The organism is Skermanella aerolata KACC 11604 (assembly GCF_000936425.1).
In the GTDB taxonomy this organism is placed as follows: Bacteria; Pseudomonadota; Alphaproteobacteria; order Azospirillales; family Azospirillaceae; genus Skermanella; species Skermanella aerolata.
The window spans coordinates 33,348-57,586 of the sequence record NZ_AVFK01000040.1; the positions used below are offsets into that span (position 1 = coordinate 33,348).

24 protein-coding genes are annotated in these 24,239 nt (G+C 64.0%); 14 read left to right on the forward strand and 10 right to left on the reverse strand.

Going from position 1 to position 24,239, the window contains the following annotated elements; translation table 11 throughout:
- Position 1: 1 nt before the first annotated feature.
- On the reverse strand, positions 2-2,623 hold the full coding sequence (locus N826_RS31020; RefSeq protein ID WP_044435407.1) for a glycosyltransferase: 2,622 nt from the start codon (positions 2,621-2,623) through the stop codon (positions 2-4).
- Positions 2,624-2,931: 308 nt separating this feature from the next.
- On the opposite strand from N826_RS31020, the gene N826_RS31025 reads away from it, so the two are divergent.
- Positions 2,932-3,336 (forward strand): HIT family protein, encoded by a 405-nt coding sequence (locus tag N826_RS31025; RefSeq protein WP_044435409.1) that lies wholly within the window; start codon positions 2,932-2,934, stop codon positions 3,334-3,336.
- Between the two features lie 269 nt (positions 3,337-3,605).
- On the forward strand, positions 3,606-5,207 hold the full coding sequence (locus N826_RS40700) for a sensor histidine kinase (RefSeq protein WP_169789441.1): 1,602 nt from the start codon (positions 3,606-3,608) through the stop codon (positions 5,205-5,207).
- A 15-nt stretch (positions 5,208-5,222) separates the two neighbouring features.
- Here N826_RS40700 and N826_RS31035 read toward each other — a convergent pair whose 3' ends face one another.
- Together N826_RS31035 and N826_RS31040 are read right to left on the reverse strand one after the other, a co-directional pair.
- Positions 5,223-6,647 (reverse strand): aminotransferase-like domain-containing protein, encoded by a 1,425-nt coding sequence (locus N826_RS31035; RefSeq protein ID WP_044435410.1) that lies wholly within the window; start codon positions 6,645-6,647, stop codon positions 5,223-5,225.
- A 91-nt stretch (positions 6,648-6,738) separates the two neighbouring features.
- Positions 6,739-7,134 (reverse strand): DUF983 domain-containing protein, encoded by a 396-nt coding sequence (locus tag N826_RS31040; RefSeq protein WP_211099432.1) that lies wholly within the window; start codon positions 7,132-7,134, stop codon positions 6,739-6,741.
- 331 nt (positions 7,135-7,465) lie between these two features.
- On the opposite strand from N826_RS31040, the gene N826_RS31045 reads away from it, so the two are divergent.
- From N826_RS31045 to N826_RS31055, 3 genes are all read left to right on the forward strand, one after another.
- Complete coding sequence (locus N826_RS31045) at positions 7,466-9,259, forward strand: histidine kinase famiy protein (protein ID WP_052832347.1); 1,794 nt, start codon at positions 7,466-7,468, stop codon at positions 9,257-9,259.
- Between the two features lie 7 nt (positions 9,260-9,266).
- Positions 9,267-9,635 carry a response regulator gene (locus N826_RS40705; RefSeq protein WP_244619721.1) on the forward strand — a complete coding sequence of 123 codons (369 nt, stop codon included), beginning with the start codon at positions 9,267-9,269 and terminating at the stop codon, positions 9,633-9,635.
- 342 nt (positions 9,636-9,977) lie between these two features.
- Entirely contained in the window at positions 9,978-11,021 is a 1,044-nt protein-coding gene (locus N826_RS31055; protein ID WP_044435411.1) for an NADP-dependent oxidoreductase, read from the forward strand.
- Positions 11,022-11,055: 34 nt separating this feature from the next.
- Here the strand turns inward: N826_RS31055 and N826_RS31060 are convergent, their stop codons facing one another.
- On the reverse strand, positions 11,056-11,739 hold the full coding sequence (locus N826_RS31060; RefSeq protein ID WP_044435412.1) for a LuxR C-terminal-related transcriptional regulator: 684 nt from the start codon (positions 11,737-11,739) through the stop codon (positions 11,056-11,058).
- A gap of 407 nt (positions 11,740-12,146) precedes the next feature.
- On the opposite strand from N826_RS31060, the gene N826_RS31065 reads away from it, so the two are divergent.
- Positions 12,147-12,356 (forward strand): cold-shock protein, encoded by a 210-nt coding sequence (locus N826_RS31065; protein WP_044435413.1) that lies wholly within the window; start codon positions 12,147-12,149, stop codon positions 12,354-12,356.
- 79 nt (positions 12,357-12,435) lie between these two features.
- Here the strand turns inward: N826_RS31065 and N826_RS31070 are convergent, their stop codons facing one another.
- Positions 12,436-13,074 carry a TetR/AcrR family transcriptional regulator gene (locus tag N826_RS31070; protein WP_044435414.1) on the reverse strand — a complete coding sequence of 213 codons (639 nt, stop codon included), beginning with the start codon at positions 13,072-13,074 and terminating at the stop codon, positions 12,436-12,438.
- A 259-nt stretch (positions 13,075-13,333) separates the two neighbouring features.
- Here N826_RS31070 and N826_RS31075 point away from each other — a divergent pair, with 259 nt between their 5' ends.
- The 5 genes from N826_RS31075 (at position 13,334) to N826_RS31095 (ending at position 17,031) form a co-directional block, all read left to right on the forward strand.
- The gene (locus N826_RS31075) at positions 13,334-13,570 is read left to right on the forward strand and encodes a type II toxin-antitoxin system RelE/ParE family toxin (protein WP_244619724.1); all 237 of its coding nucleotides are present in this window, start codon (positions 13,334-13,336) and stop codon (positions 13,568-13,570) included.
- Positions 13,560-13,844 carry a helix-turn-helix domain-containing protein gene (locus N826_RS31080; RefSeq protein ID WP_044435416.1) on the forward strand — a complete coding sequence of 95 codons (285 nt, stop codon included), beginning with the start codon at positions 13,560-13,562 and terminating at the stop codon, positions 13,842-13,844. Before N826_RS31075 ends, N826_RS31080 begins: the two co-directional genes overlap by 11 nt.
- Positions 13,845-13,979: 135 nt before the next feature.
- Positions 13,980-15,662, forward strand: a complete 1,683-nt coding sequence (locus N826_RS31085; RefSeq protein WP_052832352.1) for a DUF2491 family protein — start codon at positions 13,980-13,982, stop codon at positions 15,660-15,662.
- A 117-nt stretch (positions 15,663-15,779) separates the two neighbouring features.
- Complete coding sequence (locus N826_RS31090) at positions 15,780-16,205, forward strand: DUF350 domain-containing protein (RefSeq protein ID WP_044435417.1); 426 nt, start codon at positions 15,780-15,782, stop codon at positions 16,203-16,205.
- Between the two features lie 55 nt (positions 16,206-16,260).
- Positions 16,261-17,031 (forward strand): hypothetical protein, encoded by a 771-nt coding sequence (locus N826_RS31095; RefSeq protein ID WP_044435418.1) that lies wholly within the window; start codon positions 16,261-16,263, stop codon positions 17,029-17,031.
- Between the two features lie 298 nt (positions 17,032-17,329).
- Here the strand turns inward: N826_RS31095 and N826_RS31100 are convergent, their stop codons facing one another.
- The gene (locus N826_RS31100; RefSeq protein ID WP_147041109.1) at positions 17,330-17,857 is read right to left on the reverse strand and encodes a hypothetical protein; all 528 of its coding nucleotides are present in this window, start codon (positions 17,855-17,857) and stop codon (positions 17,330-17,332) included.
- 151 nt (positions 17,858-18,008) lie between these two features.
- Between N826_RS31100 and N826_RS31105 the strand changes: the two genes are divergently transcribed.
- Positions 18,009-18,326, forward strand: coding sequence for a hypothetical protein (locus N826_RS31105; protein ID WP_044435420.1), 318 nt, complete (start codon positions 18,009-18,011; stop codon positions 18,324-18,326).
- 34 nt (positions 18,327-18,360) lie between these two features.
- Here N826_RS31105 and N826_RS40710 read toward each other — a convergent pair whose 3' ends face one another.
- Positions 18,361-18,828: a response regulator gene (locus tag N826_RS40710; protein WP_052832354.1), complete on the reverse strand. Its 468-nt coding sequence runs from the start codon at positions 18,826-18,828 to the stop codon at positions 18,361-18,363.
- Between the two features lie 69 nt (positions 18,829-18,897).
- Positions 18,898-20,781, reverse strand: a complete 1,884-nt coding sequence (locus tag N826_RS31115) for an AI-2E family transporter (protein WP_044435422.1) — start codon at positions 20,779-20,781, stop codon at positions 18,898-18,900.
- Between the two features lie 256 nt (positions 20,782-21,037).
- Between N826_RS31115 and N826_RS40715 the strand changes: the two genes are divergently transcribed.
- Together N826_RS40715 and ggt are read left to right on the forward strand one after the other, a co-directional pair.
- On the forward strand, positions 21,038-21,514 hold the full coding sequence (locus tag N826_RS40715; RefSeq protein WP_052832356.1) for a hypothetical protein: 477 nt from the start codon (positions 21,038-21,040) through the stop codon (positions 21,512-21,514).
- A gap of 96 nt (positions 21,515-21,610) precedes the next feature.
- Positions 21,611-23,326 carry a gamma-glutamyltransferase gene (ggt, locus tag N826_RS31125; RefSeq protein WP_244619720.1) on the forward strand — a complete coding sequence of 572 codons (1,716 nt, stop codon included), beginning with the start codon at positions 21,611-21,613 and terminating at the stop codon, positions 23,324-23,326.
- Positions 23,327-23,343: 17 nt separating this feature from the next.
- On the opposite strand, the gene N826_RS31130 is transcribed toward ggt, so the two are convergent.
- Complete coding sequence (locus N826_RS31130) at positions 23,344-23,643, reverse strand: DUF6916 family protein (protein ID WP_044435427.1); 300 nt, start codon at positions 23,641-23,643, stop codon at positions 23,344-23,346.
- 216 nt (positions 23,644-23,859) lie between these two features.
- Positions 23,860-24,042: a hypothetical protein gene (locus N826_RS31135; RefSeq protein ID WP_044435429.1), complete on the reverse strand. Its 183-nt coding sequence runs from the start codon at positions 24,040-24,042 to the stop codon at positions 23,860-23,862.
- Positions 24,043-24,239: the final 197 nt, after the last annotated feature.

Below are 24,239 nucleotides of genomic sequence, written 5' to 3' on the forward strand. Positions count from 1 at the left end.
GTCAGTCGCCCGCTTCGACCTCCGCGACCTGCGTGCCGACCGGAGCCGCCACCTTGGCGACACGGCGGCCGAGGCGCAGGGCCGGCATCACGTTGATCATCGATGTCGCCAGCGCCGCCAGATAGGGGAGGGACTGCACGGCCAGCAGTCCGGCCCACAGGAAGGCGTCGCGGTTCTCATGGCCGAAGACTACGACGATCGCGATGGCCGTCCCCCATAGCCCGAGCATCAGGCCGATCTCTTCCCGCGCGTGGAGAAGGCCCTGGACGATGGCGGGTTGATCCTCGCATTTGGGAGTGCGGACGAAGGGCCGGCCCGACGTGAACATGCCCTGCCAGATGGCGCGGCCGACCGTGTGGGTCAGCGCCATGCCGGCGACGGCGGCGCCGATCTTCTGGACCCAGGTGCAGCGCACCCGCTCTTCGTAGAGCCAGAGACTGCACACGATCTTGAAGCCGAAGACCGACAGGGTCGGGATCATGAAGACGGTCGGCGGGAACTCGAAATACTTCGGGAAGGCCAGCAGGCCCAGCGACCAGAAGATGGCGGCCGCCGCGAAGATCAGGTTCGCCGCGTCGGCGAACCAGGGAAGCCAGCCCGTCAGGAAATGGTAGCGCTGCGCCGATGTCAGCGTCGTGCTGCCGGGCAGCATCTGCCGCCAGTGGCGCTTGAGGATCTGCACGGCGCCGTAGGCCCAGCGGAACCGCTGGGTCTTGTAGGCGGCGAAGCTGTCGGGAACGAGGCCCTGGCCGAAGCTGTCCGGCATGTAGACCGCCTCGTAGCCGGCTTCGAACAGGCGAAGACCCAGTTCGGCGTCCTCGGTGATGCACCACTCGCCCCAGCGGCCGACGTCGATCAGCGCGGACTTGCGGATCAGCGTCATGGTGCCGTGCTGGATGATCGCGTTGCGCTCGTTCCGCTGGATCATGCCGATCTTGAAGAAGCCCTGGTATTCCCAGTTGCACATGGCCTGGAAGGTGTCGCCGCTCCAGTCGCGGTAGTCCTGCGGCGACTGGACGAAACCGACCTCCGCCCGCTCGAAATACGGCACGGTCGACGACAGCCAGTCCGGCGTCACCTGGTAGTCGCTGTCGATCACCGCGACGATCCGGGCATCGGCGGCGGTGTTGTCCAGGCCGAAGTTCAGGGCGCCGGCCTTGTATCCCGGCCAGTCGGCAAGATGGAAGAAGCGGAAGCGCTCGCCCAGCTGACGGCAGAAGGCTTCGACCGGCCGCCAGACCGCCTCGTCCCGCGTGTTGTTGTCGATGATGAGGACTTCGAAGTTCGGATAGTCGAGCTTGGCCAGCGCATCGAGGGTCTGCATGACCATGTGCGGCGGCTCGTTGTAGCACGGCACATGGATGGAGACCTTGGGAGCGTCCGCTCCCGGAGCCGACCTGGACGGCGTGAACCGGCGCAGCCAGCGGTCGGTCCAGACCACTTCCGTCAGTTCAAGCCCGTCGAACAGCATGACCGCGAGCAGCACGACCTGACAGGCCAGCAGCACGGCCCAGGCGATCTCGGTCGTCAACGCCATGCCCAGCGTCATTGCCGAAGCGCCGGTCCAGACCAGGACGGAGGCCGAGGCCTGGATCAGGCCCGCGTAGAAGAACTGGCCGCTCGGCTTCAGGTCGTTGCGGCGGAAGACGAACCACACCGTCGGCAGGAAGGCGAAGGCGATGGCGGTGGCGCACAGCGCCGGCCAGTCAGGTACTTCAAGGATGCTGCCGGACAGCGGGAACTTCGGCTGGCGCATGGCGTCCCACATGCCCCAGGCGGCGCCCGCCGTGCCTTCAAGCGTCCGCTTCCACGGCTGGTCGAAGGCTTCCATGATGTAGTAGTCGAGCCGTTCGCGCGCGGCGACGTTGAAGAACGTCCGGAGGAACTTGGCTTGATTGACCTGCGAGGCTTCGGCGCCGCGCCGCCAGGGGCCGTCGCTGGGCCAGCCAATTTCGCCGATCAGGATGTGCTTGCCGGGGTATTTCTGGCGAAGCTCGTTGTAGCGGAACATCGCGTAGTCGACCGCGCCCTCGGCCGGGACGCCTTCCCAGTAGGGCAGGATGTGGACGGTGATGTAATCGACCGCCGCCGCCAGTTCCGGATGGTCGAGCCAGACGTGCCACGGTTCGGCGGTCGAGACGGGCACGTTGACCTGCCGCTTGACCCGCTGGATGTTGGCGATCTGCTCCGCCACGGTGACGTCGGTGCGGAGGATCGCTTCGTTGCCGACCAGCACGCGCCGGATGTTCGGGTTCTGCCGGGTCAGGCGGACCAAGCTTGCGATCTCCGCCTCGTCCTGCGGGATGCCCTGGATCCAGGCGCCCTGCGTGACGCTGAGGCCGTGACGGCGGGCGGCCTGGGGAATCAGGTCGGCGCCGTTGAGGGAGCTGTAGCTGCGGACGCCCTTGACATGGCCTTCCAGCGTCGTCATGTCGCGTTCGATGTCGTCGGGACCGGGATGCCTGCCCTCGATCGGGTTCTGGTCCGCCTGATAGGGGCTCAAGGCGACGCCGTTGATCTGGCCCGCCCAAGGACGCTCGCTGGCGGGACGGTTGGCGAAGGCCCAGGCGCCGAGATTGCTGAGCATGACGAGAAAAAGGACGGCAACGGCTGATTTGCGCATGTCTTGACGACTTCCTTTTTTATTCGCAATCGCCGACACGGGACGCGGCGCCGCCTTTGGACAGTGTCATTGACCTATCGGTTCCGACCGCAGGAACCTTCACCCCCTTGCGGCGGTCAAGCTCCAGGATCGTGGCCTTTATTGATTCCACAGCGCCCCGGAGAAGGACGATGCGGCATTTTATCTAAAATGTCCGCCTTGTGGGCGGATGGCCGGATCCCTGTTCATTCCGGAGAAACCACGCGTTAAACACCGCGTATGTGTGGTTAATTCCATGCAACGAAGGAGTGGAGGAGGAATATTGGGTTATGTTTAAATTAAACGAAAGGCTCGCGGCGGACACGGTGCTGGTGCGTCCGCTGACCCTGTGTCAGGTGCTGTGCATGAACAACCGGATATGGCCCTGGCTGATCCTGGTCCCGGCGCGGCCTGACGTGACCGAGATCCATCATCTTCCGGCATCCGACCGGGCCTTGCTGATGGAGGAGGTCGCGCAGGTTTCGTCCGCCGTCGAGGCGCTGTTCCGTCCGGACAAGTTGAACGTCGCGGCCATCGGCAACGTGGTGCCGCAACTGCACGTCCATATTGTCGCCCGCCGCCGAGACGACCCGGCCTGGCCGAACCCCGTCTGGGGGAGCGGTATCGGAGAGCCCTACGATCCGGCCGAACTGGACACGCAGGTGAAGCGCCTGCGGGACGCGCTGGATTCCTGAGCTTTCTTGGCCTCGGCAAGCACCGCTTGGCCGGTTCAGGAGTCCTTAATCCGTTGCTCTTAAATTAAGCAGTATTGGAGTATGTGAATCGTCTGAGAAAGCTAGCGCCGGCGTAAATGACATTAAAAACCAGAATGTCGCTGATCATGCTTGTCGCGGCCCTAGTAATGGCCCTGGCAAGCATCTTGGTCCTGAATTCGACGATACTGCCAAGTTTCGACGCGCTGGAAACAAGGGAGGCATCACGCAATACGCAAAGGCTGGATCGTATGCTCCAGTTGGAGGCAGTGGATCTTGGCCGTGCCGTCAACGACTGGGCCAAATGGGATGACATGGCCGCCTTTGCCGACGGCGCCAATCCCGGCTTTCCATCCATCAACGTTACGGCCGAAGTCCTGACGGACTTGAACGTGGACTTCCTGATCGTCCTCGACGCCCACGGAAGCCGCGTCTATGAGACGATGGTGGAGGAAAAAGAGCTGCAATCGCCGATCGCACCGCAATACCTGTCGGATTTCCCTGGTGAAGCCACACCGTCCGATTTCCAGGGCTTCATCCGCAGCGACAGGGGACCGATCATGGTGGCGTCGCGCATCATCCAGACCACGGACAGGGAGGGGCCTGCGCGCGGTGCCCTGATATGGGGCCGCAACTTCGATGGACAGTCGGAGGATGCCGTCCGCGAACAGCTTCAGTTGCCTCTCGACGTCAGCCCTGTTCTGGAAGATGGCCCGGCAGCCGGCGAGAGCTTCACGAGAACCGGGAACGAGATCGTCGCGACCAGGATCGTCGCGGATCTGCATGGGCATCCGGTTCTCCGCTTCCACATCTTCATGGGCAGCGAGATCGCCGATCTGGGACTGCGGACGACCAACCTTACGATAGCCGCTCTGGTGACGACATGGCTCGTCGCCATCGTCGTCATAGCATTCTTCATGCAGTCTCTGGTCTTGCGGCCGATCAGGCGGCTGACGGCGGCCGTCAAGGCGATCGACTCGCCCCGAAAGCTGGACGTGCCGGGCCTCCTGGCGCGCCGGGACGAAATCGGATCTCTTGCCCATGCGTTCAGTGGGTTGCTGATCCGGCTGGACGATTTGCTCGTCAACGCTCAGGAAGCACGCGACGCGGCGGAGCGGGCCAATAAAGCCAAGTCGGAGTTCCTGGCCAACATGAGCCATGAACTCCGGACACCGCTCAATGCGGTGATCGGTTTCTCGGAGATAATACATGGAAGCGTGATCGGGCCGGTTTCGGATCGTTACCGGGAGTATGCCCTGGACATCTTGCTCAGCGGCCGGCACCTGCTGACGATCATCAACGACATCCTCGATATGGCCAAGGCGGAAGCAAGGCAGATCACGCTTCATCGGGAGCAGGTCGATCTGATGGAGATCACCGGCAGTTGCGTCAAGATCATCCGGAATGGCGCCGAAGCCGACGACATCAATGTCGAGAACCTCGTTCAGGAGCCTCTGATCTGCACCGCCGATCCTTTGCGCCTTCGTCAGGTGCTGCTGAACCTGCTGTCGAACGCCATCAAGTTCACTCCCCCAGGTGGTTCGGTTGTCGTTTCGGCACGCCGGCGCCTGGACGGGGGCGTCGAGCTTTCGGTAGTCGATACGGGTATCGGCATGACTCCGGACGAACTGGAAAAGGCCATGCAGCCGTTCGCCCAGGTGGACAGCGTGCTGAGCCGGCGCTATTCGGGAACGGGACTGGGCCTGCCGCTCGCCCTCAAGTTCATGGAGGCGCATGGCGGCTCCCTTTCGCTGGAAAGCGCCCCGGGAAAGGGAACGGCTGCCGTTGCCCATATTCCTTGCGACGGCGCGCTCCCCGTCATTTCCGGGTGTGTCCAGGAAGCGGCAACCTAGGGAGCGATGGCGACTTCAGACGATCTCGGGCGTGGTCTCCTGATCCTCGTCCATGGCGGCGGCGATCCTCGTCAGCGCGCCGTCGAGAGTGTCGAGGTTCCGTGCCGCACCCAGGGATATGCGCAATGCGTTGTCGGCGCGCCGGTCGTGGGTGGCCGAGGCGGCGGCCGGCGCGACCGCGAAGGCGCCGCCCGGAACCACGGCCAGACCGGAACGCCGGATGCGGTCCGCGAAGGTGGCGGCATCGCATGTCGGGGATAGGCGCAGCCAGACGTGATGACCCTCGGGATGGGCGTCCAGGACGTCGGGGGGAAGCAGCCTGCGCGCCAGATCCTGCCTTGCCCGCGCTTCCCGGCGAATCGCGGTGACGATCTCATGGGCGGTGCCGTCGCCGATCCAGCGGGTCGCGACGGCGGCCGACAGCGGCGGGGGCATCTGGACCGTAGCCCGCAAGGCTGCCTGAGCACGGGTAGCGCGGCGCTGGTCCGGCGCCACCACATAGGCGACGCGGAGCGCCGGAAACAGGCACTTGGACAGTGTCGCGACGTACCAGACATGCTCCGGCACCAGTGTCGCCAGCGGCGCCGGAGGCTGATCCGGCAGCAAGCCGTAGGCATCGTCCTCGATCACCGGCAGCCGGTGACGGCGTATCACTTCGGCGACGGCGGCCCGCCTTGCTGGCGACATGGTCGCCGTGGTCGGGTTCTGGATGGTCGGGATGGTGTAGAGCGCCGCCGGTTTCAGCCGGGCGCAGGCTTCATCCAGCGCATCTGGCAGCAAACCTTCCGCATCCATGTCCAGTCCCAGCGGCACGATGCCGGCCTGGGACGCCGCCGCCCGGAGGCCGGGATAGGTCATTGCCTCCGTCAGGATCGTCCCGCCGCCGGGGACCAGCGTCGTCAGAAGGGACATCAGGGCTGCCTGACCGCCTCCCGCGACCAGCACGCGGGCGGCGGTCAGGCCGGGAAGCAGCGGCGAGAGCCATTCGGCGCCGGCCGACCTATCGTCGGCGCTGCCGGCGCTGGGATGGTAGCTGAGAAGCTGAGGAAGATCGGGCCGCCGCAGGATGGCGGCCATCGTCTGCGATAGCCGGGCCGAAATCTCCGCCGCCGGAGGATGCGGCGGCAGGTTCATGGAAAGATCGACCTCGACGGCGGGCCGACGATCGTCCTGTCCCTTCGGAGGCGGCCGTACGAAGGTGCCCCGGCCGGCTGCGGCATCGATCAGTCCCCGGCGTCTCGCTTCGCCATAGGCGCGCGTGACGGTGGTCAGGTCGAGGTCGAGCGCGGAGGCCAGCGCCCGGTGCGTCGGCAGGCGTTCACCGGGCTTGAGGGCACCGGAAGTCACGGCCGCGCCCAAGGCATCGGCGAGAGACAGGTAGATCGGACCGCCGGATCGCTCCAGGTCCGGGAGCCAGGACGGCGCCGCCGAACTCTTCAACCCGATAGTCTCCCTCTCTGATCCGGCCGGCCCATACCAAACCTTTGGGAGCCGATCATGTATGGATTGTATGGCACTGTCAACGCCGAGGTTACGGCTGGTCGCGCGGCGAGAGACTGCCCTCCTTCGCCTTGTTGATGTACTGGGAGCAGACCAGCCAGCCCTTGAGGGGGCGCAGCAGCGCTAAGCAAGAGAGCACCAGAAGCGGCAGCGTGGTCAGAAGATGAACCCAGACCGGTGCTTCGAAGGCCAGTTCCAGCCATGCGGCGAAGCCGACGATCGGGAAACTGACGATCGACATGGCAAAGAACGCAGGACCATCCGCAGGATCGGCAAAGGAAAAATCCAGGTCGCAAACCTCGCACCGACTCGCCAGGGTGAGGAAGCCGTTGAAGATATGCCCCTTGCCGCACCGCGGGCACAGGCCCCGGGCGCCGAGCTCGAGGGAGGTCTTGCCAAGCGGAAGGAAGTCCTGGTCAGTCATCATGATCCACCATCGTCTTCGGTCAATTGTATGGATGTGTGATGACCTATGTACGCCTTATTGTGAGGTTAACAAGAAGATATGTCTGGATAGGTCTTGTTCTGTTCCAAAACAGACGACATTACAGCCATGCACGCCGTGAGAAGCTATATGGAAAGGGAAAGACTTGATCCGAGACCGATCCGCTGGAGCTTAGTGGAACAACACCTCCAGACCTGTGTTTCTCCCCTTCGGATCGCTTGGCTGGAGATGGGATGGAGTGCTAGCTGCTGACCTCTGGTGGAATGTCGATCGATTTAACGACTGATTATTAACGGATGAGCAGCAGTTTGGCATGACGGACGAGACCAGGGATCCCGGCAAGGACAGCGGACCGACACCCGATACCAAGCGGAACGACGACACGGGCAGCGAGGCCACCGCGACCGGTGTGCCCGCCAGGGGAGAACTGGACCCGCGTCAGAGCTATTCGCCGATGGGCGGTCCCGGCGTCCGCCACTGGAAAGAAGGCTATATTCCCGGTCCCGGACTGGACGACCGCAGCAGCGTCTTCTTCACCGCCGTCGAGATGACCCGGATGCCGATGCTGGTGACGGATCCAAACCAGCCGGACAACCCCATAGTCTTCGCCAATCTCGCTTTCCTGGACCTGACGCAATATCCCGAGGACGAGGTCATCGGCCGGAACTGCCGGTTCCTCCAGGGGCCGCAGACCGACCGCGACACTGTGGACGAGATCCGCTCGGCCGTCCGCGACCAGCGGGCCATCGCGGTCGATCTGCTGAATTACAAGCGGGACGGTTCGCCTTTCTGGAACGCTCTGTTCGTCGGGCCGATCTTCGATCATTCCGGCAAGCTGCTTTATTTCTTCGCATCCCAGATGGACGTGACGCGGCGGCGGACGTCGGAACAGGCTTTCCGGCAGGCCCAGAAGATGGAAGCGATCGGCCAGTTGACGGCGGGGCTGGCGCATGACTTCAACAACCTGCTTCAGGTCATCTCCGGCAACCTGGAGATCGCGGCGGGACGGGTCGCCGGCGATGCGCTGCTCCGCCGGAGCATCGAGCATGCCGAACGCGCGGCCGAGCAGGGTGCCAAGCTGACCCAGCAACTTCTCACCTTCGCGCGGAAGCAGAGGCTTGACCCGCGCCGCGTCAACCTGAATTCGCTGGTGGTCGATTTCAGCGAGATGCTGGTCCGCACGCTGGGCAGCAAGGTCGATCTGCGGCTGGATCTCAAGCCCGGCCTGCCGTCCTGCACGCTGGATATCGTGCATCTGGAAATGGCCTTGCTGAACGTCCTGATAAACGCGCGGGACGCCATGCCGAAGGGCGGCAGGGCGACGGTAGCGACCGCCGTCCTGAACCTCAACGACCATGGCGGAACGCACAACCTGCCGCCGGGGACCTATGCGGTGCTCTGCGTCCATGACGAGGGGCAGGGCATGCCGCCGGAAGTCCTCCAGCGCGCGACCGAGCCCTTTTTCACCACCAAGACCCCCGGAACCGGCCTCGGCCTTGCGATGGTCCACGGCTTCGTCCAGCAATCGCACGGCAAGATGGAGATCGACAGCAAGCCGGGCGAAGGAACGACCGTCCGCATGATCTTCCCGATCGACGCGGACCAGCGGATGGGAACGGCTCGGCGTACCGATCCCGAAGATATCCCGGTCGACGCCGCGGTGGAGGCGGGACGCCAGCCGGCGGAAGCGATTCGGACCATCCTGCTGGTCGAGGACAACGACGATGTCAGCCATCTCGCGGAAAACTATCTGCGCAGCCTGGGCTACCGTGTCCTGACCGCCGACAGCGGCGAGGAGGCGCTTGAACTGCTGGAGGGCGAGGATGCCGCAGTCGACCTTCTGTTCACCGATCTGGTGATGCCGGGCGGAATGAACGGGCTGGTGCTGGCGGAGCGGATGCGGGAGCGTATTCCCGGGCTGCCGGTCCTGCTGGCGACCGGCTACACCGACGATCTCGTCTTTCAGAACGCCAACAATATCCAATCCATGGACATCATGAGCAAACCGTACCGCCGCATCGAACTGGCCGAACGCGTCAGCGCCGCACTTGCAAGATCGAACGACCGGAAACTGAACGACGCGGCGCATTTCAGGCATGAAGGATAGAGGCAGCGTGGCGCATATCTTGTTGGCTGAGGATGAAGTTCTGATCGCGCTGATGTTCCAGGATGCTCTTGAAGTCGAAGGACACCGTGTCAGTGTCGCGCATGACGGTATCGAGGCGTTGGAGGTGGACGAGCAGGACCCGGCCGAAGTTCTGGTGACCGATCTCGCGATGCCGCGCATGGGCGGACGCGAATTGCTCGAGCGGCTGCGCCAGCGCCGGCCCGACCTTCCTGCCCTCGTAGTGTCTGGTTACCCGGGGGAGTTCGAGATCGCGACCGAAAAGACCGTCCTCCTGCCCAAGCCCGTGAGCCCGAAGGTGCTGACCCAGCGACTGGCGCAACTTCTGGAGGATCGCAGAACGGTCAGAGAGTTCTGAGCGGCCGCTCGAGCGGTGCAGTGCCGTTCCAAGAGGGGTCGTCCCAACGGGCCGATCTGCGTATTATGTATATCAGATACGCAGGAGCGCTTTTCGTATTGAAATCGACCCCGGTAGAGCACAAGTTTGCGGTGCAACAGAGATGTTGCGACGCCCTTGTCGGGCGTTTCCTCCCTAGACTCAAGGCCGCTCGTCTGAGCGGCTTTTTCTTTTCGCCTCCGGCTTGCACGACGGCTCGACAGCGGCTCCATCCCTTGTAGGGGGACGGAGCGGGCGCTACTTATCGCTCAAGCGTTCGTTTAAACGCCATCGAACAATCTGCCGAGGGAGGCGAAATCCATCATGTCCGAGAGACAGAATACCCGCGTACTGCTTGCGGAACGCCCAGTCAACCGGGCTCCGGTCGAGAGCGATTTCCGGGTCGAACGCGGCGCCATGCCCGAACCGGGTGAGGGTGAGGTTCTGATCCGCAACCTCTTCCTGTCGCTCGACCCCTATATGCGCGGCCGGATGAGTGCCGCCAAATCCTACGCGGAGCCGGTGGCCATCGGCGGGGTCATGGCTGGCGAGGCGGTCGGGCGCGTCGTGTCCTCGCGGCATCCCGGCTGCCAGCCGGGCGATCTCGTGCTGGCCCATACCGGCTGGCAGGAATATGCGGCCGTCCCCGGCGAGCGGGTGACCAAGGTCGACCCCGACCTGGCTCAGCCGTCGCACTATCTCGGCGTCCTCGGCATGCCGGGCATGACCGCATACTGTGCGCTGCTTTATCTGGGCGAACCGCAGCCGGGACAGACGGTACTGGTCTCGGCCGCATCCGGAGCGGTCGGGCAGGTGGTCGGCCAGATCGCGAAGATCCGCGGCTGCCGCGTGGTCGGGGTCGCCGGTTCGGACGAGAAGGTCGCCTATGTGCGCGACGAACTGGGCTTCGACGCCGCCCTCAACTACAAGAAGCCGGACGGTTCGCCGAAGGATTTCGAAGCGCTGTCCCAGGAGATCGCGGCGCTGTGCCCCGACGGGATCAACATCTACTTCGACAATGTCGGAGGTCTGGTCCACGACGCGGCGCTGGCCAATATCGCCCAGTTCGGCCGTATCATCGTCTGCGGCACGATCTCGGTCTACAACGAACTGGAAAAGCAGGATATCGGACGCCGGTGGATGCGTCAGCTTCTGGTGAAGCGCGCCCGGATGGAGGGCTTTCTGGTGTTCGACCACGCCCATCGGACCGAAGAGTTCCGGCAGACCATGGCGGCATGGCTGCGGGAAGGCCGCATCGTGTTCAGGGAAGATGTCGCTGAAGGCATCGAGGCGGCGCCCCGTGCCTTCATCGGCATGCTGTCCGGAGCCAATCGCGGCAAGCAACTGGTCCGGACCGGACAGGAATGAACGGTTTTCCCGTGGGAAACCGATAGGGTGCCGCTCAGCCCGCCTGCTTGGTGGGCTGCTGCTGCGCCGGTTCGTTGGCGAAGCCGTTGTTGAGCGCCCAGATGGCAGCCTGGGTGCGGTTGGTCGCGTTGATCTTGCGCAGCAGGCTCTTCAGGTGAACCTTGACCGTCGCTTCGGTGATGTTCAGGTGGTTGGCGACCACCTTGTTGCTGTCGCCGTTCAGCAGGCAGCGGACGATCTGCACTTCACGCTGGGACAGACCCTTGCGCGCGCTCGGCATGTCGAAGGCGCTGGTGTTGATCCGGCCGCTGATCAGCAGGGCGGCGAGATGCGTCGGGAAAACCTTCTCGCCCATCATCACGAGATGGAGCGACTGGATCAGCGCGTCGGCCGACAGGTCCTTCATCAGGCAACCGTCGGCGCCGGCGGCCAGTGCCGCGATGAGCCGCTGCGGGTCCATGTCGGCCGCCAGCAGCACGACGCGCCCGTCGGGGAGCAGGTCGCGCAGCGTGCGCAGGGTTTCGGTTTCGGTGTCGCTGTTCCAGGTCATGTCGAGAAGCACGAGCTGGGGAGCAAGGCCCCCCTGGACCAGGGTTACGCCTTCGGCGACGGTCTGGGCCTCTCCCGAGATCTCGAACTTCTCCCCACTGAGGAGAAGCTTCAAGCCTTCGCGGAACAGTTTGTTGTGGTCAATTAAAAGAACCTGCACTGGAGGCATTGGTTTCCTCAGAGGTATAAACAAAAACCATCTTAACTTACCCCAAACCGCCAGAATGCAGGGGAAAATATAGGCCTTTGCGCCGCCTATTATGGAGTACTAACGTTATGGGTTAATCCGAAGCGCTTATTTGTGACAGAAAGTCATAAATACTATCCAGATGGTGCGCCGCAACATAATAGCATAGGACCATTTTGTGCTGGAACCTTATCGGATGGTGTAAAAATCTATGGGATTCTGACCGGCGATACGCTTGTTTACGCCGAAAACCGCTACCACTCTATGGGTGTCGATACTGTTGTGGGCTTCCACGTCTGCCGACCTCGTGCCGGTGCTGGTCTACCCTCAGTCAACTCGATGCTCCGTTACGATGTTGTTGCGGGGCAACGCCAGCTCTAGAGATCAACATGTCCACTGGCACAGTCAAATGGTTCAACAGCACCAAGGGCTTTGGCTTCATCCAGCCGGATGACGGGACGCAGGACGTCTTCGTTCATATCTCGGCGGTCGAACGCGCGGGCCTCGGCAGCCTCCAGGAAGGCCAGAAGGTTTCCTTCGAGGTAGTGCGCGATCCGCGCCGCGGCAAAAGCTCTGCGGAGAGCCTCCGGGAGGTCTGATCTTTCGGACGCTCCGAATTTGGAAAATGGGCGGCTTCGGCCGCCCATTTTTGTTGGCGTCGCCCTTGGGACCGCCCGGTCAGGAAACGGTAACAGGCGCCTCGAACCCGGCGACCGCGAACCCGACTATCCGGGCGATCAGCGCCTCGGTATCGGTAAGGTCGCAAATGCCGCCCGAAATGGCGTCGAGCCGCCGCAGGTCGGTGATGGTGTAGTGCATCAGCGCTAGCGTAAAATGCAGCCGCCAGAAGATTTCCGGCCGGGGAAGGCCGGACTGGGTCCGGGCGAGCGAGTCGGCGAAGGGATGGAGGTGGCCCACCTCCCTGTCCATCAGGTTCCGCATTTCGGGCGTGCCGTCGGTGCGGACCCGCCCCATGAACTGAATGAAGACCGATTGTCCGCTGCCCGGCTGCTGCGTCCAGCGGATCGGCGGACAGACCAGTGCGTGGATGATCTCGCAGAGAGGCGCCGGTTCATCGCCGGCCCGCGCCTCCGCCTCGCGCAGGAGGTTCAGCCGCTCGCGGTTGAGATCGACGGCCCGACGCCTGAACACGGCCAGGAGCAACGCGTCCTTGGAGCCGAAATGATAGTTGACCGCCGCCAGGTTGACGCCCGCTTCCGCCGTGATCTCGCGCAGCGAGACGCTGGAAAAGCTCCGCTTTGCGAAAAGGCGCTCCGCAGTATCGAGGATGATTTCCTTGGTGTCCGGCCGGCGCATGGGTTCGTTCCGATCCAAACGTATGGTCAAGTTTAATTCATACGTTTGCTTGAATCAATGCGGGGGTGGTAAGAGGCTTGAGACCGATGTTGCGTCCGTGTAGTGGCATCAAGATCGGCAGCGAAAACGCCCATTGAAATTTATACCAAAAAAAGTATATTCGACAATGAAATGGTCTGTTGAACTCACCGATGCGGCACTGGTCGAGATCGCTGCCTTGCCTGCTGACATGAAGGCGAAATTCCTTCATGTCGGACGGATGTTGGAGGAACTCGGTCCCCAGAATGTCGGCATGCCGCATGTTAGGCATCTTGAGGGCGATCTTTGGGAAATGCGCCTTTCGGGTCGCGACGGCATAACTCGAGCAATCTATTTTTCGATTAGAAATAGAAGGTTGATAGTAGTCCGGATGTTCGTGAAAAAATCTCAGCGGACGCCTCGGCGGGAAATCGATTTGGCGCATACTCGGATGAGGGAATGGAAAATTGACAACTAAGCTCAGCGATTTCAAAGCGGTCTTGCTGGCTGATCCTGATGTTCGCGCCATTTACGACGAATTGGCGCCCGAATACGAGATTGCGCGGGCTGTTATCAAGGCGCGGATCGCTGCGGGCCTAACCCAGGAACAACTGGCGCAACGTATGGGTACAACGCAGCCTGTAATTGCCCGCCTGGAAAGCGGTCGCGCCAAGCCATCCATGAGCACCCTCTTGAGAGTGGCCAAAGCTACTGGAACCCGCCCCCGGTTCGAACTGGAGCCTGCCGCCTGACCGGGGCGCTACCCCTTTGCCGATAAACAGACTTTCAGTCTTGTGCCGAGTGGGAGTAAAACCCGGTCTGGATGGTTGACGGTAGCGGACCGCATCCATGCGGCTCGACCCGTTCGGGAGGATCGGCTTCTGCAGATGATATGGCGATGGCTCAAGGTGGCGACACTGGGCGCCGCGCTGGTGCTGACTGGTGCTCCGACGCTGGAGCGGATGCATCTCGACACCGGCCGCTTCGGCGCCGGCCACCTTGAAATTACGATGGACGTCCAGGAGGCGGAGGCGCGCTCACGGTCGTCCGGCGGCTATTCGCGCCCGAGCGGCGGCGTGTCGCGCACACCGTCGTTCGGTTCCGGCAGCACGTCCCGCAGCAGGACGCCGTCGACCAGCGGAGGCTATGCGCGGCCGTCCTCGCCGGGCGGCAGTTCCTTCAATTACGGCTCCCAGTCTTCTGGCGACAGGTCCCTGTCGCGCCAGTCCGGTGGAGACGCGCTCGGCCGCTACCGCGCCCAGCAGGAGCAGCAGCGCCAGCCGCCCGTGGCGGCACCGGCGCCTACTTCGCCGGGCTATTCACCGGGCTACGACTATGGCGGATCGCGGCGGAGCGGCGGTTGGGGCTGGGGCTCCGGCAGCGGCTCGACCTATGGTAATCGCGGCTATGCCGACCGGGGCTTCAGCGGCTGGAGCGGCAGCCGGGGCTGGAGCGTGCCGTCCTACGCCTACCGTTCCGCGCCGCGATTCGGGATCTGGGACGGGCTGTTCCTGTGGTTCCTGCTGGACAACCTGACCCGGCCCGGCTACGGCGACTTCTTCCATCACCATCAGAACGATCCCGGCTATCAGCAGTGGCGGACCGAGGCGGACCGCTTGGCCGCCGACAACGCCGACCTGCGCCAGAAACTCGCGGCGCTCGACGGCAAGCTGGCCGAGGAGAAGGACCAGCCGCGCGATCCCGAATACCTGCCGCCCGACACCCCGCGCGAAGTCGCTGTTGCCGACGGGACGGAGGCCGACGCGGACGCCGGTAGTGGGTTCGGCGAGTTCGGCATCGTCGCCGTCATCCTGGTCGGCGGCGGCGTCATCTTCCTGATCTGGCTGTGGAACAAGCAACGGGGCGCACGGCCCGCCCGTTCCGGAGAAGGTAACGGTTCCATGAGTTCTCTGAAGACAGCAGGCAACATCCTCCGCCAGAAGCTTTCAGGCGAGACCTATACACCCTCCCTGTTCCGCGTCGGCATGACGCTGACGCTGGACCCGACGCCGTTCATCCTGGCGGCGGGCAGCACCAAGGTCCAGGAGCCGACCGACGTTTCGGCCGGCGGCATGCTGGTCAGCGTCGCCATGGTCTCGACCGTGAGCGACGGCGCCGCGACGCTCCACCGGCTCTACCTGCCGGAAGAGAAAGGCTTCTTCCAGATCCACCTGAACACGGCGGGGCAGCCGGACGAATGCCGCTTCTTCTCGCTGGTGGACGAGGTTCATCCCGGCAGCGAGGACGAATGGGCCTTCTGGCTCGACCCCGCCGAGGGCATGATCGGCTGGCCCGAGTTCCAGACCAAGGACGGCAAGGTCTATCCGCGCCTGTGGACGCCGGGGGCGTCGCGGGTCCCGCCGCGCACGCTCTATGAGAACGGCACCGACGTCAAGGGCATGACGGTCCGCACGCTCAGCACCATGCTCTACGCCGCACCGACCGGAGCCGCCGACCCGGCGCCGGCCACGGAATACGTGATGGTGTCGGCCATCGAGCAGGGAGGGCAGGCGTGGGTGGAAGTCCGTGCCGGCATCGACGTCAATCCGGCCGCACTCTCCCTTGCCTGACCCGGCCCTCGCCTGACCCGGCCCTCGCCTGACCCGGCCCTCGCCTGACCCGACAGAAATCGATCCGACCGGCCGCGCTCCAGCCGGCAAGCAACCAACAAGAAGCCAGGACCTACCATGGAAAGTAACTTCGGCCTCGTTCTCAGCGGTCTCGGTCAGGGGCTCCCCGTCCTGCTGCTGCATTTCGTGGTGACCCTGCTGCTGCTGGCCCTGGGTGTCTTCTGCTACACGCGGATCACGCCGTTCCACGAGGAGCAACTGGTGCGGGGCGGCAATATCGCGGCCGGCATCGTGCTGAGCGGCACCATCGTCGCCCTCGCCATTCCGCTCGGCGCAACGCTGGCGACCAGCATCTTCGTGCTGGACATCGTGATCTGGGGAATCATCGCCCTGGTCCTCCAATTGGCGGCCTTCGGCATCGCGACGCTGATGTTCCGCGACATCCGGCCGATGATCGAAGGCGGCAACGTCGCGGCGGCCCTGACCCTCTCCGGAATTCAGATCGCGATCGGCCTGCTGAACGCTGGCGCAATGGCCGGATGATCCCCATGTCCGCATCGACCCTTTCCACATCACTGTTCTGGGCAAGGAGCCTGAGATGATCTCGTTCATTCGCAACCTCGTCGGCGTCAAGACCGACCGCGCCGTTCAGGCCAGTGTCGAAGCCCTGGTGCGCTGGGACCCACAGGCCGCGACCGAGGCGGAACTCCGCACCATGGAGCAGCACCTGGACGATCTGGGCCTTCAGGTCGCCCAGGCCCGCGCCACCTACGAGCGCGAGAAGAAGGAAGCGGAAGCGATCAACGCGCTGTCCCGCCAGCGCCTCGCCGCCGCCGAGCAGATCGAGCGCCAGAGCGCCTCCGAAACCGATCCCAACCGCAAGGCGGCGCTTGAGAAGAGCCTCGGCACCCTGGTCGCGATGCTGGAAGAGATGGCACCGGAGATCGAGCGCGAAGAGGCGGAAGCCAAGGACGCGCAAGACTTCGTCCAGATGCTGGAGCAGACTTATGCCGACGCCGGCGCCAAGCTGAAGCGCGCCCGATCCGACCTGGAGCGTGCCCAGCGCGACATGAGCCGCGCCCAGCAGCAGCGCGACGCGGCCGAACGCCGCGCGGAAGCCGCCCGTCAATCCGCCGGGCTGGCGAGTGCCACCAGCGGCCTCAGCGTCGCCCTCAAGTCGATGCAGGATGCGGCGGCCCGCGATCTGGCGTCGGCGGACGCCGCATCGGCCAAGGCCCGCCTTCTGAAGCCGACCAAGCCGGAAGAGGACGATCCGAACATCGCCGAGGCGCTGCGCCTCGCGTCGGGCAAGGGAGCGGCGCCGACCAACCTGTCGGACCGTCTGGCTGCGATCCGCGGCCGTCAGTAGGAACGACGTCCGGAAGCCGGCGGGCGCCGTTCCGCCGGTCTTCTCGGAGCCGGCGGGGGCCGTCCCGCCGGTCTCTGGAACGGCACGTTCTTTCCTGATTGACTCATACGTTTGTTTGAATATACAGTCCGGCCAAGCTCGTTAACCAGAGCAGCGACAAGAACAAGGTTCCCTTGGGGGGTACGCGTACAGATGCCGGTTTCCACCGGCGTCTCCGTTACCGTCGGTCCGGCGATTGAAACTAGGACCGGTCCGACGGTAATGCGGAAGTTTAGATCCCTGCCTTCCTATTCCGCTTTTACATCCTTTCCGGTACCGCTGCGCGGTCGCTGAGCGACACGCTACGCATGACCTTTTCGACATCGCCCAGCAACCCATCGCAAGGTGGAACCGGTCCGGTGAAGACCATGAAATGGGCGCTGCGCGTGTCGCTCGCCATGAAGACGGCAATCGCGCGCTCATCGGCGCCGGAATCGACTACGGCCGAGGCATGCCGCCCGATCGAACCGTCCAGCGTGGGCATCTGGGCTGGAGGGTGTTCGCGCAGGACGCGGAGCGCGCCCTTGACCGAATTCCAGGTCTGCTGGAAGAACGGCACCGGCCGTTCGCTTCCCAATGGACGCGGCGCCAGCACCGACAGGCTGCACTCGTCGGCGCGGTAGACGACGTTCGGCCCTTCTTCCACCCGGCGCCATCCCGCCGGCGGCTCCAGCGTCAGGCCGTTGGCCTTTTCAGCGGCCATCGATGCGGAGGCGGAGAGCATCAGCGCCGCGCCGGTGAAGCCGAGCGCCAGACGCTTCAACGCGGTGTCTTTTCGTATCGTCATCGATGCTCGTCCCATCCGCCGCAATGGTTGAATAAATTCTGGCATTGCGCATGATAGCGTGTTCCTGAACGGGCGGGGAACACACTTTCCGAAACGGACCGAGCCGAGCGCTGTTGGAGGTGTCATGTCCCTAACGGCCAGGAAAACCGCCATGAGCAACAGCGACCGCGAAGCGCAGGAGCAGCGCAACAACCCCGTCGGCCAGCGGCCGCAGGATATCCGCAGCCGCACCGATGTCATAATGGAGCGCGACGCGCACCACCTCGACAATCAGCATGGAGAATCGGCATCGGTCCAGGGCTTGAGCCCCGAACCAGACGAGGCCATCCGGACAGGCAAGGAAGAGCGGATGGAGAAGGGCGCCTCACCGACCCTGGACGCCGACGGCAAGCCGTACGGCCATGACGAGGACCCGGACGGCACCGGTACCAAGGCCGGTACGCTCGGGGGTATCGGCGGCTTGCCGTAAGCCGCGTCCTAAGCAGGAGTGCCGTTTCGCCGGTTCAACTCTCCGTCCGGCGGAACGGCGTCGGCTGATAGGTGTCGTTTTCGGGTCCCGCGATGTCGGGACCTATGAAGCCGGGCGGAACGGGTTGCTGGACCACCCCATGGTTGAGCCAGTCCAGACAGGCATCGATCGTGGACAGCAGGGTGCGTTCCGTGAACGGCTTGCGCACCAGTCCGACGACGCCGACATCGCGGGCGATCTCCATGGTGACATGTCCGGTCACCAGCAGCGTCGGCACCTGCCAGCGATCCATGATCAGACGGGCCGCTTCCAGCCCATCGGTCCCGCCCAGTTCCACGTCCAGAAGTGCCAGATCCGGGCGATGCTCGGCCACGAGCGTCAGTGCTTCGTCGGCATTGGCCGCGATGCCGCAGACTTCATGGCCGGCGTTGGTAACGATCGTCTCCATGTCGAGAGCGACCAGCAACTGGTCTTCGGCGATGATGAGACGGACTCCGGTCACGCCAATCCCCTTATGCAGTTTTGCGCGATCCTATGTGGTTCAACACTGAGGATTCCAGATCAGCCCCCGTTACTCCGGAATATTTGCGTGGCGCCCGGCCATGCCGCCTATCCAGGCTGCCGCGCCGGAAACAGTCGTCTCCAGCCGGTCGGCCCCGATCAGCGTCGGTGCGTCGTCGGGCAGGGGTCCGTCGTCTTCGGAACTCCACAGGCCGACGACGATCGGGATGCGGCGGTCCAACTTGCCGCGCAGCCGGCGCACGGTCCGCCGCGCATGCTGGACCGAACCGGCGTTCAGATAGGAGACGCAGACCAGCCGGACGTCGCTGGTATCCAGTTTCGAAAGGTTGCGCAGCGAGATCGCCTGACACGGCAGCGTTTCCGACTTGATGCCCTGGCGCTCCAGCAGGTGGGCCAGCAGCGCCGCCGAGGCGCGGTCCAACTCGTTGCGGCCCGCGACGGACAGGACGCGGCCGCGGGAAGGTTCCGCCTCCGCCGGTACCGCGGCGGCCGCTGCGGCGATATCCTCCGGGTCCGCTTCGCCGTCCTCTTCGGGTTCCGGTTTCGGGTCCTCGTAGTCGTCCATCGCTTCGATGACGCTGTCGACTCCCTCCGCGATGGAGGCTTGGACCTCGTCATCCAGCGCATCCCGCTGGCGATCCGTTTCCGCCAGATGCAGGGCGGGGATCACCACATGGTCGTAGACATGCGGCAGCGGCTTGTCCGGGAATGCCTGTTCGGCCAGTTCCGCCGCTTCCTCCGGATCGCGGGCGAGCAGGCGCTGGTAGAACCGCGTTTCGGTCGGCAGGACGGGATCGTTGCCGAACATTACGTGGAGGAACTGAAGCTGCGGCACGTGGCGTCCGATCACGACCATGCAGACCGTCAGCGGCGTCGCCAGAAGCACGCCGATCGGTCCCCACAGCGTGATCCAGAAGACGGCCGCCGCGATGATCGCGACCGGCGAAAGCCCGGTGCTGCTGCCGTACAGCCAAGGCTCCAGGACATTGTTGCTGAACAGCTCCAGCACCATGAACAGTCCGATGGTGAGCAGCGGATCGGTCCAGCCCGGCGATACGGCGAACGACAGGATGATCGGGAACAGCGACGATATGACGGGGCCGACATACGGAATGAACCGAAGGACGGTCGCCAGCACGCCCCACAGGATCGGGTTGGGCACGCCGATCAGCCACAGGCCGAGCGCTACCGGAATGCCGTACGCGATGTTGATGATGAGCTGCATCAGCAGGTAGCGGCTGACGCGGGCGCCTGCTTCGTCCATCGCCTCGGTCGTCCGGTGCAGGTCGTTGGCGCCGACCAGTCGGATCAGCCGGTCGCGCAGGCCCTCCCGCTCCAGCAGCATGAAGATCACGAAGACCAGAACCATGCCGGCCGTGCCGATTGGGCCGACCAGCGGACCCAGATAGGTCTGGATCTCGTTCCAGGGGGACGGGCGGGGTTCGTGGACTTCCACCGGGATCGGCCTCAGGACATCGACGCGCCCGGCTTCCCCGGCGCTCTGGACCGCTCCCGGCGCCGCCGGCGCCGTCGCCTGATCCAGTTCCTTGCTCAGGTCCTTCAGCATCTGGGTCGCCTGGTCCAGCACTCCCCCGCCGCCACCCTCGGTGGCGCCGCGCACGCTCTGGATCTTGGCGCGGATGTTCTGCTCGTAGTTGGGCAGGTTCTGCGCCAGATCGACGAGCTGGCTGGCGACCAGCGTGCCGAACCCCAGCATGACCATGAACATCAGCAGCACGACCAGGATGACCGACGGTATCTTGCCCAGCCCCCAGCGTCGCAGCCGGATCACGATCGGGGCGAGCGCGAAGCTCAGCAGAACAGCCAGCGCCACCGGCATCAGGATGTCCTGGCCGAAATACAGGGCGGCGACGACCACCACCATGATCCCCAGCGTGGTGCCGGTGGAGGTCGGCGGCGCCGCGGACGGCACCGTGACCTGCCGGTGCCCAGGCCTTCTGGAATGGGCGGACGGTGACTTGGAAGACGATGAACCAGTCACCGATTGGGTAGGCGTAGTCACTGACATGATCGCGACGACCGATGGTTTTTGGGGAACGAGCCAGTCCTCAACATGCGGTCGCTCTACTTGTTGCAGAGACGAATGGGGACGATCCGTGTTGTCAGGTATGACGGAGTATTGCTCTCAGCGGATCGAGACTTAACCGATCCGAATCAAGGAGTTTAAGATGCGCGGTACGATCGCTTTCATGTCGTTGTTCATTGCTGGCGCTACCTCCCTGTCGGCATTTTCCGCCAGTGCTCAGGACAACACTTGTCTGGCGGAAGTGGACCGGCTCGCCAATTCGCTGGGCATGAAAGGGGAGGCCTCGCCGCAGGCGACCGTCCCCCGGAGCGGCGCCAGCAGCGAAAGCCTCGCCCAGTCAGGCGGCGTGATCCAGCCGCCCGACGTCGGCAGCGCCCGCGTGATGGAGCCGCCCAACGGCACCGCGGACGGCATGAACACCGCACCCGCGATGCCCCAGCAGGACGGCGCTCCCCAGGGGACAGTTCCCGGAACCGGCAACGCCCAACGTGCCCAGATCGAGACGCTACTGCTGGGAGCCCGCAACGCCGGCCGGCAGGGCGACACCGCCCAATGCGAGGAGCGGCTGGAGGAAGCACGTGATCTGGCGCGGGAGAGCGGTGCCGACTCAAGGATGTAGCCGGGTCGCCGCAGGTCGCGTTAGGATACTCCGGTACTCAGTTTCATGAAGGGGTATCCCATGGGTTTCGCGCGCAGGCTCGTTGCAATGTTGGCCATGACGGCGGCCGTCGCCGTCGTCTCTCCGGCACAAGCCTTCCAGCCCGGCGACAGCCTGCCTCCGGAGATCGCCACCGGTACGCGCCAGAAGCCCCTGGTCGAAACTCTTCGGGAAATGGTCGTGACGGCCAACCCCGAGGCTTCGCGCGCCGGTGCGGCCGTCCTGGCGCAGGGTGGAAACGCCATCGACGCCGCCATTGCCGCGCAGCTTGTCCTGGGACTGGTCGAACCGCAGTCCTCGGGCCTCGGCGGCGGAGCCTTCCTGGTCTATTACAATGCGAAGACCGACCGGCTGACCACGCTGGACGCCCGCGAAGCCGCTCCCGGCAGCGCAGACCCAAAGCGTTTCGAGGGGTTGAGCTTCGCGGATGCGGTCGAGAGCGGGTTGTCCACCGGCGTTCCCGGAACTCCGCGCCTGATCGAAGAGATGCATCGCCGTTTCGGCACTCTGCCGCTGGGCGACCTTGCCGCCCGCGCGGTGGCGCTGGCGCGCGGCGGCTTCGAGATATCGCCGCGCCTTGCCGACAGCATCAAGGCATCGGACCGCATCCCCGACGACCCGACGGCCAAGTCCTATTTCTTCAACGGCGACGGCACGCCGAAAGGTGCCGGGATCCTTTTGCGAAACGAGGAGTACGCCCAATCGGTGATGGCGCTGGTGGACCATGGCAACGCAGATGCGTTCTACTCCGGCCCGATGCGCGACGACATCATAGCGGCGGTCAAGCGGGAACCGCGCCCCGGCGACCTTGCCGCCGTGGATTTCGATGCCTATCGCGTCAAGGAACGGGAGGCGGTCTGCGGCAAATATCGCGGCTACAAGGTCTGCGGCATGGGTCCGCCGTCGAGCGGCGGCATAGCGGTCGCCCAGATCCTGGCAATGCTGGAGCCTTTCGACATGGCGGCCGCCGGCCCGAATACCGCCCGGTCGGTACATCTTTACACCCAGGCCAACCGGCTGGCCTTCGCCGACCGCAACCGCTACGTCGCCGACGCCGATTTCGTCGACGTGCCGGTCAAGGGCCTGCTCGACCCCGGCTATCTCGCGGCCCGCAGCCGGCTTATCGATCCCGACACGGATATGGGCGTGGCCGAGGCCGGCGATCCGCCCTTCAAGACCGGGATGTTCATCGAGGGTGTCCACCACGACCTTCCTGCGACCAGCCACATGTCGATCGTCGACAAGGACGGCAACGCCGTGTCGATGACGACGACGATCGAGAGCGCCTTCGGGTCGGGCCGGATGGTCCGGGGATACATGCTCAACAACGAGCTGACGGACTTCTCATTCTCCGCCGGGACGCCGGAACAGCCCGTGGCAAACCGGGTCGAGCCGGGCAAGCGTCCACGCAGTTCGATGGCGCCGACGGTCATTTTCGATCAGGACGGCAAGCTGAGATACGTCCTCGGTTCCCCCGGCGGCTCCGCGATCATTTCCTATGTGGCCCAGAGTGTCGTGGCGCTGATCGACTGGGGCCTGGACCCGCAACAGGTGGCGGCCCTGCCGCATTCCCAGAACAACAACGGCAAGGCGCCCGCGACCCTGCTGGAAGCGGGTACTTCCGTGACGGATCTGGCGTCGGAGCTTGAACGGCGCGGCCATGCCGTGGCGCCGACTGAACTCACCAGCGGACTCAGCATCATCGCCGTCCGCGACAGGAGGCTACTTGGCGGTGCGGATATCAGGCGCGAAGGGCTGGCCGCCGGACGATAGCCCTGCCTGTCAGGTCATCAATTATGGATGACCTGATATTCCTGCATCGGACCGGGCGACTGGATCGGCGACATGTGGATCTGCCGGAACTCCCGCCCGCTCTCGCTCTTGAAGTCGTAAGCGCCTTCCAGCAGCAGCGTGTCTTTCGGCGTGACGAAGATCAGCGTGAAGGGAATGCGGAATTCCCGCAGCGTGGGCATGCCTTCGGTCAGGCGGATCAGCTTCAGCTTGACCGGTTTCGGGACACAATCGGCCCAAAACACGTTCCCCACTTCGCTCCGGAAGGTCTCTACGGTCAACGACCCGAACACCGTCATGACACGCACGCTCCAATAGGTAATCCGAACGGACTACAACTAACCTCGGAGCGGGGCGGCGTAAAGAAATAATTCGATTGGGCAGTGATGTTCGGCGCGGATAGGCGTCAGCGTGGATGGGCGTGTTCAAGCGGTTTGGCGATGTGGTCCATCAGCACACCGCGCTGCTCGCCGACATGGTTGGAGATGTCAATCAATCCGCACGGATGATGATTTTCAAGTCGCCCAGTCAGATTTCATCTCAACGACGTTCTGCTTCATCGCAGCAGTGTCCTGCTTCATCACGGCGAAGTCGTGCCTCATCTCAGCAAAGTCCTGCCGCAGTTCCGCGAAATTCGCGTCCAGCTTGGACATCAGTTGCAGCAGCAAAGATTTGATTTCAGCGACTTGGTCGTTCATCTGCCCAGTCCATATACCGCAATAAAGTATGGGCTATGTACCGGGACGGCGCCATCATAATCCGGGCGGGATGGCACACTGTCGCATGCCATCCCGGTTTGCCGGTCAACGCTTCAGCAACGCCCCGATCTCCCCGACGATGCCTCGGCGGAACAGCAGGACGCAGACGACGAAGATGACGCCGGTGACCACCGTCA

Bases quoted from the DNA above. Each gene is read 5' to 3' on its own strand.
- N826_RS31020 (WP_044435407.1), bottom strand. From the start codon at position 2,623: ATGCGCAAATCAGCCGTTGCCGTCCTTTTTCTCGTCATGCTCAGCAAT.
- N826_RS31025 (WP_044435409.1), top strand. From the start codon at position 2,932: ATGTTTAAATTAAACGAAAGGCTCGCGGCGGACACGGTGCTGGTGCGT.
- N826_RS40700 (WP_169789441.1), top strand. From the start codon at position 3,606: ATGCTCCAGTTGGAGGCAGTGGATCTTGGCCGTGCCGTCAACGACTGG.
- N826_RS31040 (WP_211099432.1), bottom strand. From the start codon at position 7,134: ATGATGACTGACCAGGACTTCCTTCCGCTTGGCAAGACCTCCCTCGAG.
- N826_RS31045 (WP_052832347.1), top strand. From the start codon at position 7,466: ATGACGGACGAGACCAGGGATCCCGGCAAGGACAGCGGACCGACACCC.
- N826_RS31055 (WP_044435411.1), top strand. From the start codon at position 9,978: ATGTCCGAGAGACAGAATACCCGCGTACTGCTTGCGGAACGCCCAGTC.
- N826_RS31060 (WP_044435412.1), bottom strand. From the start codon at position 11,739: ATGCCTCCAGTGCAGGTTCTTTTAATTGACCACAACAAACTGTTCCGC.
- N826_RS31065 (WP_044435413.1), top strand. From the start codon at position 12,147: ATGTCCACTGGCACAGTCAAATGGTTCAACAGCACCAAGGGCTTTGGC.
- N826_RS31070 (WP_044435414.1), bottom strand. From the start codon at position 13,074: ATGCGCCGGCCGGACACCAAGGAAATCATCCTCGATACTGCGGAGCGC.
- N826_RS31075 (WP_244619724.1), top strand. From the start codon at position 13,334: ATGTTGGAGGAACTCGGTCCCCAGAATGTCGGCATGCCGCATGTTAGG.
- N826_RS31085 (WP_052832352.1), top strand. From the start codon at position 13,980: ATGATATGGCGATGGCTCAAGGTGGCGACACTGGGCGCCGCGCTGGTG.
- N826_RS31090 (WP_044435417.1), top strand. From the start codon at position 15,780: ATGGAAAGTAACTTCGGCCTCGTTCTCAGCGGTCTCGGTCAGGGGCTC.
- N826_RS31095 (WP_044435418.1), top strand. From the start codon at position 16,261: ATGATCTCGTTCATTCGCAACCTCGTCGGCGTCAAGACCGACCGCGCC.
- N826_RS31100 (WP_147041109.1), bottom strand. From the start codon at position 17,857: ATGACGATACGAAAAGACACCGCGTTGAAGCGTCTGGCGCTCGGCTTC.
- N826_RS31105 (WP_044435420.1), top strand. From the start codon at position 18,009: ATGAGCAACAGCGACCGCGAAGCGCAGGAGCAGCGCAACAACCCCGTC.
- N826_RS40715 (WP_052832356.1), top strand. From the start codon at position 21,038: ATGCGCGGTACGATCGCTTTCATGTCGTTGTTCATTGCTGGCGCTACC.
- ggt (WP_244619720.1), top strand. From the start codon at position 21,611: ATGACGGCGGCCGTCGCCGTCGTCTCTCCGGCACAAGCCTTCCAGCCC.
- N826_RS31130 (WP_044435427.1), bottom strand. From the start codon at position 23,643: ATGACGGTGTTCGGGTCGTTGACCGTAGAGACCTTCCGGAGCGAAGTG.
- N826_RS31135 (WP_044435429.1), bottom strand. From the start codon at position 24,042: ATGAACGACCAAGTCGCTGAAATCAAATCTTTGCTGCTGCAACTGATG.